The sequence below is a fragment of the Vibrio marisflavi CECT 7928 genome (assembly GCF_921294215.1).
Classification (GTDB): domain Bacteria; phylum Pseudomonadota; class Gammaproteobacteria; order Enterobacterales; family Vibrionaceae; genus Vibrio; species Vibrio marisflavi.
The window spans coordinates 126,839-140,243 of sequence record NZ_CAKLDM010000001.1 but is presented as its reverse complement, the minus strand read 5'-3'; the positions used below and the strand labels follow the sequence as shown (position 1 = coordinate 140,243).

Sequence of the window (13,405 nt, the reverse complement as noted above, 5' to 3'; positions counted from 1 at the left end):
ATATTAACTAAATGTATTGTGTGGCGTGATGGCGATAAAAGTATTGGCAAAGACACTGCTATCAATTGGTGTTTTGAAAACCAATCAATAGCAATGGAGAAAAGGTTACTGGAAGATATTGATGACGTCACCGACCCCCTTTATCGACACTCGAACTTCGTCACCGGATTTGATTGGTTGAGTCTGCCCCGGAGTGCCCATAAACACGAGATCACCAGGCATGAGAGTGAAGTACTGGCTCAAATAGCTGACAACTTTAGTCGGCTTATGAATCATATTGGCAGTATTTTCTTTCTGAACAATTCTTCCATTTAATCGGGTGACTATGGTGAGGTTGTTGATATCCAAACCAGTAGCTATTTCGGGGCTAATCGGGCCAAAACCGTTGCTAGACTTAGCACGCGTCCACTGCAGATCAGAGCTCTGCCAATTTCGCTCGGTAATATCGTTACCTACCAATACACCAAAAATTGCATCCTGCGCTTCAGCCTGACTGACTTTGTGTATCTCCTTACCAATGACTAATACTAACTCCCCTTCAAAATGTACATTTTTTGCGTCAGGTGGCAACGTCACAGTATCTCCAGATAAAGCCAGAGATGACACTAACTTGGAAAATATAGGAGGTGGCTGGCTCGAATTTGAAGGCAAGTGGCTAGCGTAGTTCATCCCCACCGCAAAGACTTTGTTTGACTTAACAGGTAGCAACAAACCGACAGAAGAAAGAGAAATAGGCTTCCCAAATGGTTTGGCCTTGGTAAATATATCGCCCAGTAACGGTTGTATCTGATTTTCTGTTATTTGTCCGTAGTACTCTTCTCCCTGATATTGATATCTCACGTACTTTTTTGCTGCTAGAGAGTTAAATGAAATGAGAGCAGCGATAATCACTAGCCAATATTTTTTCATGTGCAATCCAGTGTATTTACCCTAATTATTTATAGAGTAGGCTGTATTCGTGTTAATAAAAGTGATGTAAACGATACCAATTTACTTCTATTTCTCTGTATTCATCTAGGTTTTTTTGTAATCTTAACAAACAAACTACTCTCATATATGCGTGATAACGGTTACAATCGAATGCAAGTTAAGTATTCGCTCTCACAGAGCGGTTGAGGTATCTAATGTCGACCATTAAAGACGTTGCACGAGAAGCAGGCGTATCAATAGCAACGGTGTCTCGAGTGATCAATAAATCACCCAAAGCCAGTCAATCTGCATTCGAAGCCGTAAGCAGAGCAATGACAAAACTTGGTTACCGTCCAAATGCTGCAGCCAAAGCATTGGTCAGCCAAAACACCAATACTGTCGGCGTGTTAGTGAGTGATGTATCCGATCCTTTCTTTGGTGCCTTAGTCAAATCAGTCGATCGTATCGCTAGAAAAAATGGCAAGCACACTTTGATTGGTAACGGTTACCACAGTGCAAAAGAAGAAAAAGAGTCTATCGAATTACTGATTAACAACCGTTGCGATGCCTTAATTATTCACTCTAAAGGTCTAACAGACGAAGAACTAATCGGCTATGCGAATGAAGTGAAAAGCTTGGTGATTATCAACCGCCATATTGAAAAGCTGGAAGGCCGCTGTGTTTCACTGGATAACTACAAAGGCTCTTTTCTTGCCACTGAATACCTCATTCGTCATGGCCATCGAAAAATTGCTTGTGTTAGCTCCAACCATGATATTGAAGATGCTACAGAACGTACTCGTGGATACCTCGCAGCCTTGAAACAGCACAATATCGAATTACCTAAAAGCTACGTGGAGTATGGCTCTCCCGACAGTGAAGGTGGCGAGCTAGCCATGTCGAATCTATTGACCAAGTCCCTAGATATGACTGCCATTGTCGCTTACAACGATAACATGGCGGCAGGAGCACTAGCCGCAGCGAATGAAAATGGTATCGCAGTGCCAGAACAACTCTCAGTTGTGGGGTTTGATGACGGCTTAATAGCACGTTATGTTCACCCAAAGCTGACGACTGTACGCTACCCAATCGAAATGATGGCGGAAAAAGCCATGAATATTGCCCTTGATTTAGCGAAAGACAATCAACCCGAACCTGAGCCGCTGCGTTTCTCTCCAACTATCGTAAGGCGTGACTCAGTAGTAAAAATTACTGGATAAACTGATATACCCAAGTCACCTCAAGATGCTTTGGGGTATATAGACAACCGAATGCCTGTACCTTGCTACTGATTGGGTATATATTGCGACTGCGTTGTCTATTTAAACTTAATAAAATCAAATGAATAACCTTTTCACCTATGTGTCTGCTATCAAGTTTGGTTCAGAGAAATATTCCATAGAGCACCAAGAACTTCATGATCGCTCTTACTATGATGAAGATATGTACATTGACAGTAAGGAGAAGGTTGTCCACTTCTCCAATGGAGTGGTCTTGAAAGAGCATGTGGAGTTCGATAGTGAGCAATCAAATGATCTTGATATTTGCCCTGAGTGTTGGATTACCTATCAGGTGATAGAACAACCTGAAGGGGTATCTATTCGACCAAACAAAAAGTCATTTATCAGTCGCTGCCAAGAGTCTTTTTGGTTAAAAATGAACTTAGCACAACAATAACCGCTCGTATTAAAATACTTGCCTACTTTTAAGGCTGTATGCTCTCTCAGCCTTTTTTAGCAAGCACTTAGAGTAAAAACAGCTTGCGATAAATTTTCCTCAAAAAATCAAAAAACTAAAATTTTGTACTAGTTGGCAATTACAAATTGGCAATCTCATAACCTTTGCGTATACTCGGCGCGTTGCAAAAATGGTTCATTCTCTTTTCATTTCTTAATGTCATCAGCCGAAATGATCGTAGAACCAGTCCGCATTCAGCTTATAACACGTGATAATTTATAAATTTCTAGAGTAAGAAATATGAAATCAAAAACACTCGGAGCCAGTTTAATCTTCACAGGTAACTGTGTTGGCGCTGGTATTTTGGCCCTGCCCTTATCAACAGCAGGTCTTGGTTTTGTTGCGACTAGCGTAGTTATCACTCTTTGTTGGCTAGTATCAATGATAGCGTCTCTTCTTATCGTCGAGGTGCTTGCTGCCTATCCAGAAAAAGAGCTCAATTTTGACTCTATGTACTCACTGACGCTAGGCAAACCGGGTCAAATTATCGGCATGCTCGCATATGTGATCTTGCTTTATTCCGTTGCTGCTGCATATACCAGTGGCGGTGCATCAATCCTAACGGCAATACTCTCTCAAGCTGGCATTCATTTACCTAGCTGGGTTGCGGCAACTGCGTTTATTATTATTCTTGGTGGTATTGTGTATAAAGGTCACCGAGCAGTAGATATGAGCAACCGTGTTTTACTTTCTGTAAAAGGCGTTTGCTTTGTCATCCTAGCCGCTATCCTTATGCCAGACGTCCGAGCTGCGAACCTATTTGATATCACTCATACCATGCCATACCTATGGATTGCGATCCCGATTTTATTCTTCTCTTTCGGTTTGCAAATTATGGTTCCAAGCATGTTCAGCTATCTGGATAAAGACGTTAAAGAAGTTCGCAAAGCCATCGCATTTGGTAGCTTTCTACCATTAGTGATTTACCTATTGTGGTTGGTGGTGATTTTGGGCATATTGCCGCGCTTTGGCACGCCAAGTTTTTCGCACTTCTTGAAACACCACTCGGCTAACGACATCGGCGATCTATTCGTTATGCTTGGCAATCATTCAACGGTTCACCTAAGTAGCATGATGATGGGCATATTTACCAACGTTGCGGTAATGACAACATTCTTATCGCTTACGCTTGCGCTGCATGACTACATGCGTGACTTATGCAAAATTGGCAAGTCTAAAAGTGACCGTAAGAAAAGTATCGCCATCACTTATTTGCCACCGCTACTTGTATCGCTATTCTTGCCTGCACTATTCCAAAGCGCATTGGAATATGCGGCTGGCTTACAAGCGCTGCTGCTTCTAATCATTCCAGTTGCTATGGTTTGGTCTGTAAGGCGTCGCCAAAACCAGCAGAACGCAGACGTAAGTTACCGCGTATTCGGCGGTAATGGACTACTTATTGTGTTAGCTTGCTTTGGCGCAGTGCTGGTTGTGTTAGGTTTTATGGCAAGCATGAATCTACTTCCTGCCTTGTAAGACAACTCCTTATTTAATTGGCCTCGAAACGCCATTCGAGGTCATTTGAGCTCATAAAAAGACGTTAACTATTATGAGCTTAACCCATTATAAAACTCCCCTTGAAACTGTTTATCCCAGCATACAGATAGTGAAGCCACGCTTCACACGCTAACCTTTTCAATAAGCATCCATTGATTAGGATCTCCACATGGGCAAAATTGTACTGGTTACCGGATCGACTGATGGTATTGGCCTTGAAACAGCAAAAGTATTGTTGGATAAAGGCTCACACGTGTTGCTGCATGGGCGTAATCCAACCAAGTTGGAACAGACACAGAAAGAGTTAGCGGATATCTATGGTGAGAGCCATATAGAGGCATATCTAGCTGATCTCTCACGCCTATCGGACGTAAAAAAGCTAATTATGGATATATGTGAAGCTCATGGGAAACTCGACGTACTAATTAATAATGCTGGCGTTTTTACCACGCACCACTACATGTCTGATGATGGCCTTGACGTTCGATTCGCAGTCAATGCAATCGCACCTTACCTACTCACAAAAGAGCTTCTACCGTTGTTTGACGGTACTGGACGTGTTGTGAATGTATCATCTGCGGCGCAAGCAGCTGTGAATATTGAAGCCCTGAAGGGAGAAAAAAGACTGTCTGATGGCGATGCCTACGCGCAAAGTAAGTTGGCGATAACAATGTGGACGCAAGAAATGGCGAAATCTGTCAGTGATAATGGGCCTATGATTGTATCCGTCAATCCGGCTTCGTTTCTAGGCAGTAAGATGGTACAAAACGCTTATGGTGTCTCCGGAAAAGACATACGTATTGGGGCGTACATCTTATGCCGAGCCGCGCTATCAGATGAATTTATTGATGCTGCGGGCAAGTACTATGACAACGATACTGGACGGTTTGATAACCCTCACCCAGATGCCCTTGATCAGGAAAAAATCGACTTAGTAATCAACACCATTGAGAAAATCATTCACGACGTGGTGATTGAACCGCATGCTAATTTAACCGAACAAGAAAATGAGAACTTTGCCGCTAGATATTTTTCAAATGACTTTCCCAATAGGGGGGATCGCCGTAATAATCACTAAAATACTCTATAAACGCTCTCACTTTTGGCGCCAACAACCGAGAGCTTGGGTAGACCGCCCAAATAGAGGTTTCTGTTATTAACGGATAGTCCTTTAGGATCGTGACTAATTCACCTTTGTTTAAGTGTTTATAAGCGCTCCACGCAGAGTTTATAGTGATACCGATACCACTTGCACTCGCTTCTCGAACCGCTTCACCATTGTCAGATTTGAAATAGCCTTTAGGCTTGATATTAATTGGGCCATCAGCTGAGCTAAATTGCCAATTTTCAAGACCATGCAAAATGATGCAGCGATGCTCGTTAAGCTCTGAAGGATGCTTGGGCTCACCGAATTTTCTTATGTATTCTGGCGAAGCACATAGTAGTCGTTTGTCGACGGCCAACTTACGGGCAACCAATGTAGAATCTTTTAGCGCAGCATTATGGATTGCCACATCAAACCCACCTTCAACCAAATCGACAATGGAATCGGAAAAACGAAAATCAACACTCAAGTTTGGATGCTTAGCCATAAAACCTTTTAATGCTGGCATCATGTGCATCCTTCCAAATGAAGCTGGAGCCGTAACTCGTAGAATCCCCTCAGGCGCAACGCTACCACTACCTACTGAAGCCTTCGCCACTTCAATACTGTTTAGCACTGCCTCTGCATGTGGGAGAAAAGCTTGGCCTTCTTCAGTGAGGCTCACTTTTCTAGTCGTGCGGTGAACAAGGCGAACACCTAACCTCTCTTCCAGCTTATTGATGTGAGAGCTTGCAACTGCAGGTGAAAGGCCGAGTTCTTGTCCGGCCATACTAATATTGTGCGTAGACGCAAGTCGAACAAACAACCGAACGTGTTCAATATTCATACTGTGTTATAAAAAAATCCTAAAAATCAAAACGTAAAATGCGGTTCTTATTATTAATTTAGTCAACAATCTTCCCACACACAAACTGTACCAGAGTAACTCAGGCTCTTTACTCTAACAGCGTAAATTTATTCTACTCAGCTCACAGCAACATACACGAACCAGCATTGATTGAACTACAATGTTAGCTAAACAAAGAGAAGAATTTGATGTAGAAAAAAGTAACCTAAGCAACAAGGATGTTTCTGAGGCACTATGATTTTAAACTCTAATCATAACAATAAGATAGTATCTTGCTTTCTCACGTTAGCTTATGTTGTCGTTGCATTTATTGCTATCCAAACGTTAACTAAACTCTTTGTCGAGAGGACAGTACGTGAAAGCGAAGAGCGCATTCAGCAAAACCTCTCACTAGTTCGATCCAAAATTGAAGCTGCGATATTCACCGATGTTTATCTCGGGGATAGTTTGGTAACTGTTGTCAGCTTAGATCCAGAGTTTGCCGTTTCAAATTGGCCAACAATCGCCTCAAAGCTTCTTTTAAAAGGACGTTATATTCGCAATGTGAGCATAATTCGAGGCAGTGTCATTACCCATGTTTATCCTTTCAAAGGAAATGAAAAAGCACTGGGGCTAGATCTAAAAAGTATGCCTGACCGCCATAACGCTTTGATGCTAGCAAGGCAAATGCAAACCGTGCATATATCTGGACCACTAGAACTCATTACTGGCGGTAAGGGGATAGTTGCACGTTATCCAATCTTTTCCGACTTCCCTATGAATAAACACTATTGGGGAAGTGTTAGCGTTGTCCTAAATTACGATGCTCTTATAAAAGAGTCGGGCCTCTCCGACGTTACTGGCGCAGAGATTGCCATGCGTAAACAAGAAGTCGACGGCGGCGTTCGTGGCATTTTCTATGGCCCTGAACAAGTGTTCGACAATCCTGATGCTATCTATCCCGTAAACTTACCAAGCGGTAAATGGTTACTCGCAGCAAAGTATCAACTCAGCAGTATACAAGAGATAACCAATACCAGAGTATTGGTGCAAATGGTCTCGATCATGACAGCCTTACTCATTTATGTTTCTTTAGCGCTATTTGTTCGCAACTACCAGTATGCACATCAGAACTCATTGGAAGATGAACTAACAAAATTGCCGAATAGAAGGTTTATCCTGAACTACATCAACCGGCTACTTCAAAGATCAGAAAGCCTCAAATTCGCAATTTTAAACATAGATATCAATGACTTTAAGGTTGTGAACGATACTCTGGGCCATGAAGCGGGAGATAAACTTCTCAAATTTGTCGCAGAACAACTGAAAAAAAGCACTCGCTCTACAGACAAGGTGGCAAGATTTGGTGGGGATGAATTTATCGTATTGTTGCAAGATATTGGTGACGAAGAAGCGGTAGAAAAAATCACCAACCATATCCGAAGAGCATTTAAAATCAACCAAATGACATGGCAAGGTAATGTCCTTAGACCTGAGCTAAGTATTGGATACACAATCCAGAATGGCCAGACAGCAAATATTGTTGAATTGCTCGCTAAAGCAGATTTCAGCATGTACGAAGATAAGAAAAGAACAAAAGGCTTATGAGCCCAGTTAGAGCCGATACGCTCTACGCAAACGCGCAGTAGTATCTTTCATCTACTAATGAGATTGAAATCACATAATTATTGATAGCTATGGATAATATCAGAAAGATATACAAACCCTTCTAAATAAAACAAATTCCTTTCATCAAGAAAACAAGAAATAGATTTTTTGATAGCAACTTGTATTCGAGCTTAGTGCTCTATTTATATTTCAATCACTATTATTCTCGATTAATTCACCGAAACCGTATTTAGCACTAATTTCATCGAAACAATGCCACTTTAACCATTTGATCTTAGTCATGTTTTTTTACACATTTCCGATTAGGATGACAACCAAATATAAAAGACAACGAAAATAGGTTTCTACATGAATAAAAGATGGCTATATGCACTTTGTGCAGTTGGAATACATATATCAATTGGATCAATATATGCTTGGAGTCAAATAGCGGTAGCTATTAAAAATCAACCCAATATCCATTGGGGCTTAGGCGATATAACAGTGACTTTCTCTATCGCTATATTCTGCCTTGGTATTGCTGCTGCATTTATGGGTAAGATTGTTGAAACAAAAGGCCCTAAATTTACCGGACTGCTTTCTGCTTTACTATTTGGATTGGGCCTAATCGGTTCTGGCGTTGCTCTAAAGAATGATAGCTTGTGGCTATTGTACCTGACTTACGGAGCCATTGGTGGCGTAGGTATTGGTCTTGGTTATATTACACCTGTATCAACATTGTTAAAGTGGTTCCCTGATAAACGTGGTCTTGCAATGGGCTTGACCGTCATGGGTTTCGGTTTTGGTGCTGTGATCGAAATTTTTGTATTGAGAACCATCTTACCAGCACTTGGTATCACTGATATCTCAACACAACTTATGATTTTAGGCGTAATCTATTTCGTACTGATTTTCGTATCATCGCGATTTTTGGTGGCACCTTCAGAAGAATTTATCCAATCATTCAAACAACAAGCGAACCATAAAAAAGTACAGTCTGACCTAGAAAGCCTCAATGCGACTGAAGCACTAAAACGACCACGCTTTTATGGCTTATGGCTACTACTGTTTATCAATGTAAGTTGTGGTATTGCACTGATTTCTGTTGCTAAATTTATGGGACATGATGTTATCAATCTATCACTCGCGGCAGCAGCATTTATGGTGATGATCATGAGCGTATTTAACGGTATTGGTCGATTCCTTTGGGCGTTTGTCTCTGACTACCTGGGCAGGCCGGTTGTTTATACACTGTTTTTCATCATCCAAATTTTCTGCTTCTACGTTTTGACGAAAACTCACAACCCAGTCGAATTCCAGCTTGCTGTGTTTGCGGTGTTGTCTTGTTATGGCGGCGGCTTCTCTCTTGTACCTGCCTATATCGGTGACATCTTTGGTACCAAACAGCCCGGCGTTATCCATGGCTATATCCTATCTGCATGGGCAGCCGCTGGCCTATTCGCTCCAACACTGATCGCCTATACCAAACAGTTTACTGGCAGTTATACTGGTGCACTTTACGTATTTATGGCCTTCCTTGCGATTGCACTGGTTATCTCTGTATCCATGCTTCGAGGGATTAAAAAATCTCGATTGACGGCAATGAACTTAGCTTCATCCAACGCGTAAGGTAACTACATGCACAGGTAGCACTCGCTACTTGTGCATTGCAAAATCGGCTAAAAATAAGCGGTCGCTAACAAAGCAGCTAGCAGCCACATAATCGCGGCGTAGAGCCATTGCTCTTTCATATATTTGAACTTAGGCACGTGGTAATGATCCGTTAGCATCATACCGACACTTGATAATGGACTGATTGCGGTAGAAATGGCCCAAGAGGTCACAAACAGGAACACCATTTCGTTTGGGTTGACCTTCATGAACTGAAGAAAAGGGCTAATTATAGAGATGGTAATAATTGGGTGAACGCCCAAAATTGACACAAGAGTCATCGACACACCCACTAGCAAAAATCCAGTCATAGAAAACTGCTCAGGTAGCAGTTGATCGAATCCAGTAAACTGATGAAGCATCGATGAGATGCCGATTGAGAAAACACCAGCAGCCATAAACAAAGCAAACTGGCCGGACATTCTTGGAATTTTCTCTTTTACAACTTCAACTGATTTCTCGTTTTTTTGACCAATTGGAACAAACAAGATAGCACCAATTGGCGCGATGATAGTAATGAGTAGAATCGTCGAAAGGTGGGGAAAAAGGTAGTGACCAATCATCACTGATATCGATAAAAACAACGGCAAAATCAAACTATTCCAATTGAGCGGATACCCTTCAAATGATTGGTGTTTGCTTCGAGCTGTATCGAAAAGTGTATAAAGTGTCATTGGTATCAACATCAATAAACCAGCAACAATATACTTACCAATTTGCGCGCCTGGTGAATAGTTCAGTGCGACAGCGCCACCCATAAAAAACGGAGACCATAACGCCGCTCCACAAAAACCACGAGACATGATACTGGCTTGAGTCGGTGTCAACTTTCTGGTTTTTTCTGACAACTTATCCGCCACGATAAACAGAATAGATAAGTTGATGACTCCACCGATTATATGGCAGGTTGCTAAGGTAGAGAGCGCACCTAATTTACCTTTTGGCAAAACCTGTTTTTTCTTGGTTGGCGATTGGTTAGCCGTAAGGAAAGTGATAGAAGCAAACATCATCACCAAAGGTAAGTTCACATGCACAGCTTGCCACCAATCAATGTAGCCACTCATATGTAAACTAATCGCAAGCAGCACAACTCCGATAACAAATAGAGTCAGTGACTGAGTTTTACTGGTGCGATTTAAAGTTGGCCACATCATGATGACCGTCACCCAACATAAAATAACCGAGGGTACAACGGTCAAGGACATTAGCATGGCCAACACATACCACAACAAACTTGCAAAAATGAGTAAGCCAGAAACCTGTTTTTTCATTTAATCTCTCTAGTGTCTGAAAATTTCCTCTTTCCATGTAGAGCAGAAACATCCAATATTTAGCTGATGTATATTACACTGCAATACCACTAAATAAAGCATATCAACCATTCAACACTAGATCTTTGGTTGATATACATCATACAGCTTCATGAATTACCGATTTAATGAGCAAAAAGCCATTGCTTAGAAAGACTGAGCGACTTCATTCTGTGGAATCAAATCCTCAAGCATTTGATCCAATCTCCCCTCCATCACTTTAATATCGACGTCCAGTTCTTGTTTTTGATCCTGAGACTTAGTGCTTACCGTGTTGTACGCACTCCAGATTTGAGACGCTGAAATTTTAGCTGAAGATATTCCACTCATATATGATGCAACGTTTCCGCTCAACGAAGCTGCAGGCGCAAAGAAACCAGTCCAAATCGTTGCTAAAGTCAGTGAAAGCCTTCCAGCAACAGAGACATTACGTCCCCAAGTTTTCGCTGACTCTTCATTAGCTCCACATTTGGTTGCAATCTCTTTGACAACATTCGCTAGCGCATCACCGCCCATGGCAAGGCCTTCTCCACCGCCAGCCTTACTTCTCCAGTCATAGAGAGCGCAGCTCGCATCAGCGATAGACAGCAGAAAGCTTGCACTCGCTAAAGCAACAAGAGGAAGCCCTGTGCCTCCAGTCAAAATAGTGGCAGCAACTGCGAGTCCCAATGCTACTGTCGCGATACCTAACGAAATCATCTTGCCAACAAACTCTTTCTTCGCGAGATCGACTCCAAGCTTTTTGGCATCCAGAGTCGCTGATTCCGCCTTATCCAATGCGTCGTTCGCTTTCTTTTGTAGAGTATCGGTTTGACTTACTTCTCTTGGCTGGGGAATTGAAATGTCTTTTAAATCCGTTTGAGCTGCTTTATTTGCAAATTGAGGAACGGGTAAATTGATGCTACTTGCTTCTACTGGCTTCATGTTTTCCTACCGTTAATATTTAGTGGAACATTAAAGAGTTGACAAAAGGTTGTTGGCAATATCTCTGATATGAGTATGCGTAGGGTCAGAGTAGCTCTGCTGGATTGCCGTTTGTAACGCGTCTCTAGCAGCAGCAATTTCTCTAAGCTCAATAAGGCATTGAGCTATCTTGTAAGATGCAATGGGATCACAAGCGTCCATAAAGAGAGCAAGGCCAAAGAAATTAAGGGCATCTCGATATCGCTTCATACAATACAACGTCGAACCCAAAGCAATATGAAATCGTCTATCCCAAGGGTTGTGAAAGATCAGATAACTGAAGTCTTCTAAAGCACTCGCAAAATCTTCGTGTTGAAAGCGATCAAAACCACGAGAGTACACGCATTCTAACTCCTGAAGCGAAATATCTTTCAAATCAGCGAGAGTTTTACCTTGCTCAAGTACCTGCTGACAAAAAACGCTTAGCTCTTCGATATTACTCATACAGTCACCTCTCTGAAAGTCCCTGTATAAATAATGTTCAAAAGAATTGGTTTGTTCTATCAATAAAAGTACGAAGCTGTAAGAAAATTCCAAAGAAAATAAGTGAGATGGCCGTAGGTGGCCCAAATAGAAGAATGCTGAATAAGACTTTCACCTATTCAGCATTTATAGACTGAGGAGAGAAATTAGCGAATGATGCTAATAATATCTTTTAAGGTATCAATCAGTTTGCTCAGCACTGCTGAGATATTCTTCTGGATATTACCTAAGTTTTGCACATTCTGAGAGAGCATGGTTTGCTGGTTCTGCCCAACTTGGTTGGCATCAGAGGCTGCTTGGTTCAAGTAACCATTCAGTTCAACGAGATCTGCTTTTTTTAGGTAGTCACCAGATTTTCCATCCAGCCAGTCCTGAGGATCTTCACCGTTTAACTTGACGTTAAGATCTTCCAGCTTATCAATAATTCCCTGAACTTGAGATTTGGGCACATAGGTATCGTTAGCGACATATTTTGTCCACTTACTGGTATCTGTTCCCATCTGATAAATGTCACCATCTTCGGTATTCGCATCGTCATTGAGCCCATTAAGTGTCACGTCACCGATGTTAAGTGTTTGGTTATCTGGGTTGTCTGTATAGCCATGGTCGATACCGCTTACCTTTACAGACTGATTCCCTTTTGTAATGGTTAAATTCGCAGATAGGTAGTGCCCTGTGCTACCCCACTCTTCGGTTCCAACTGTAATTTTTGTTCCGTCTGCTAAAACAAAAGTGGACTGGTCGTAAAATTCAAACTCTTGTTTGCCATCACCACTGGTATCGACATGTGGGTCACCCCAAATAGTAACTGTTTTTCCATCTGGACCATGAATCTGCCACTGACTGTTATCCCCATGAACTCCTTTGCCAAAGGTAATACTATATCCATTGTCTAGTTGTATTGTATTGTCAGCCTTGTCTACCTGCCATGTTGGCGTATCAACAATGGCTCCGCCACCTTCACCAGCACTAATACCTTGCACTGCCGACGCTTGATCTTGTATATCTTTGGCAGTTTTATTGTTTGCTTGTACAGATGACATTAAGCCTTGAATGGAACTAGCTGCATTATCTCTGGTATCCATTAGTGTCAGCACAACGTACTGCAAAATGTTATCAATCGACATAGTACTCATATCTAGAGTACCTGAGTTACTATTACTTGAAGCATAAGCTTGTTGAACTTGATTACTATTATTTGACACATTTTGCATAACGAATCTCTCTCTTAACGGTTCCAGTACGTAACTTCCCTTAGTAGAAAACATAAAAGAAATAAAATAAGTACACTGCTAT

Annotated in this window: 12 protein-coding genes; 6 read left to right on the top strand and 6 right to left on the bottom strand. The window is 41.7% G+C overall.

The genetic code is table 11. From position 1 onward, the window contains the following. Positions 1–105: 105 nt before the first annotated feature. On the bottom strand, positions 106–909 hold the full coding sequence (locus L7A31_RS00630; protein ID WP_237359542.1) for a fumarylacetoacetate hydrolase family protein: 804 nt from the start codon (positions 907–909) through the stop codon (positions 106–108). 215 nt (positions 910–1,124) lie between these two features. Here L7A31_RS00630 and L7A31_RS00625 point away from each other — a divergent pair, with 215 nt between their 5' ends. The 4 genes from L7A31_RS00625 to L7A31_RS00610 all read left to right on the top strand — a co-directional run bounded on the left by L7A31_RS00625 (position 1,125) and on the right by L7A31_RS00610 (position 5,221). Continuing rightward, positions 1,125–2,129 (top strand): substrate-binding domain-containing protein, encoded by a 1,005-nt coding sequence (locus L7A31_RS00625; protein WP_237359541.1) that lies wholly within the window; start codon positions 1,125–1,127, stop codon positions 2,127–2,129. A 121-nt stretch (positions 2,130–2,250) separates the two neighbouring features. Beyond that, entirely contained in the window at positions 2,251–2,586 is a 336-nt protein-coding gene (locus L7A31_RS00620; RefSeq protein WP_237359540.1) for a hypothetical protein, read from the top strand. 300 nt (positions 2,587–2,886) lie between these two features. Then, on the top strand, positions 2,887–4,122 hold the full coding sequence (locus tag L7A31_RS00615) for an amino acid permease (RefSeq protein ID WP_237359539.1): 1,236 nt from the start codon (positions 2,887–2,889) through the stop codon (positions 4,120–4,122). Positions 4,123–4,312: 190 nt separating this feature from the next. Further along, a complete protein-coding gene (locus tag L7A31_RS00610) occupies positions 4,313–5,221 on the top strand; it encodes an SDR family NAD(P)-dependent oxidoreductase (RefSeq protein WP_237359538.1) in 909 nt (302 codons plus the stop codon). On the opposite strand, the gene L7A31_RS00605 is transcribed toward L7A31_RS00610, so the two are convergent. Continuing rightward, a complete protein-coding gene (locus tag L7A31_RS00605) occupies positions 5,166–6,074 on the bottom strand; it encodes a LysR family transcriptional regulator (protein WP_237359537.1) in 909 nt (302 codons plus the stop codon). The genes L7A31_RS00610 and L7A31_RS00605 overlap by 56 nt on opposite strands. Before the next feature lie 255 nt (positions 6,075–6,329). Here L7A31_RS00605 and L7A31_RS00600 point away from each other — a divergent pair, with 255 nt between their 5' ends. Continuing rightward, positions 6,330–7,682: a diguanylate cyclase domain-containing protein gene (locus tag L7A31_RS00600; protein WP_237359536.1), complete on the top strand. Its 1,353-nt coding sequence runs from the start codon at positions 6,330–6,332 to the stop codon at positions 7,680–7,682. 369 nt (positions 7,683–8,051) lie between these two features. Further along, on the top strand, positions 8,052–9,311 hold the full coding sequence (locus tag L7A31_RS00595) for an L-lactate MFS transporter (RefSeq protein WP_237359535.1): 1,260 nt from the start codon (positions 8,052–8,054) through the stop codon (positions 9,309–9,311). A 50-nt stretch (positions 9,312–9,361) separates the two neighbouring features. Here L7A31_RS00595 and L7A31_RS00590 read toward each other — a convergent pair whose 3' ends face one another. From L7A31_RS00590 to L7A31_RS00575, 4 genes are all read right to left on the bottom strand, one after another. After that, positions 9,362–10,624 carry a hypothetical protein gene (locus L7A31_RS00590; RefSeq protein ID WP_237359534.1) on the bottom strand — a complete coding sequence of 421 codons (1,263 nt, stop codon included), beginning with the start codon at positions 10,622–10,624 and terminating at the stop codon, positions 9,362–9,364. 186 nt (positions 10,625–10,810) lie between these two features. Continuing rightward, positions 10,811–11,587: a hypothetical protein gene (locus L7A31_RS00585; RefSeq protein WP_237359533.1), complete on the bottom strand. Its 777-nt coding sequence runs from the start codon at positions 11,585–11,587 to the stop codon at positions 10,811–10,813. Positions 11,588–11,617: 30 nt separating this feature from the next. Beyond that, entirely contained in the window at positions 11,618–12,070 is a 453-nt protein-coding gene (locus L7A31_RS00580; RefSeq protein ID WP_237359532.1) for a SycD/LcrH family type III secretion system chaperone, read from the bottom strand. A gap of 185 nt (positions 12,071–12,255) precedes the next feature. Continuing rightward, a complete protein-coding gene (locus L7A31_RS00575) occupies positions 12,256–13,323 on the bottom strand; it encodes a DUF1521 domain-containing protein (RefSeq protein ID WP_237359531.1) in 1,068 nt (355 codons plus the stop codon). Positions 13,324–13,405 lie beyond the last annotated feature (82 nt).

Coding starts and splice junctions, on each gene's coding strand:
- L7A31_RS00630 (WP_237359542.1), bottom strand. CDS start 909: ATGAAAAAATATTGGCTAGTGATTATCGCTGCTCTCATTTCATTTAAC.
- L7A31_RS00625 (WP_237359541.1), top strand. CDS start 1,125: ATGTCGACCATTAAAGACGTTGCACGAGAAGCAGGCGTATCAATAGCA.
- L7A31_RS00620 (WP_237359540.1), top strand. CDS start 2,251: ATGAATAACCTTTTCACCTATGTGTCTGCTATCAAGTTTGGTTCAGAG.
- L7A31_RS00615 (WP_237359539.1), top strand. CDS start 2,887: ATGAAATCAAAAACACTCGGAGCCAGTTTAATCTTCACAGGTAACTGT.
- L7A31_RS00610 (WP_237359538.1), top strand. CDS start 4,313: ATGGGCAAAATTGTACTGGTTACCGGATCGACTGATGGTATTGGCCTT.
- L7A31_RS00605 (WP_237359537.1), bottom strand. CDS start 6,074: ATGAATATTGAACACGTTCGGTTGTTTGTTCGACTTGCGTCTACGCAC.
- L7A31_RS00600 (WP_237359536.1), top strand. CDS start 6,330: ATGATTTTAAACTCTAATCATAACAATAAGATAGTATCTTGCTTTCTC.
- L7A31_RS00595 (WP_237359535.1), top strand. CDS start 8,052: ATGAATAAAAGATGGCTATATGCACTTTGTGCAGTTGGAATACATATA.
- L7A31_RS00590 (WP_237359534.1), bottom strand. CDS start 10,624: ATGAAAAAACAGGTTTCTGGCTTACTCATTTTTGCAAGTTTGTTGTGG.
- L7A31_RS00585 (WP_237359533.1), bottom strand. CDS start 11,587: ATGAAGCCAGTAGAAGCAAGTAGCATCAATTTACCCGTTCCTCAATTT.
- L7A31_RS00580 (WP_237359532.1), bottom strand. CDS start 12,070: ATGAGTAATATCGAAGAGCTAAGCGTTTTTTGTCAGCAGGTACTTGAG.
- L7A31_RS00575 (WP_237359531.1), bottom strand. CDS start 13,323: ATGCAAAATGTGTCAAATAATAGTAATCAAGTTCAACAAGCTTATGCT.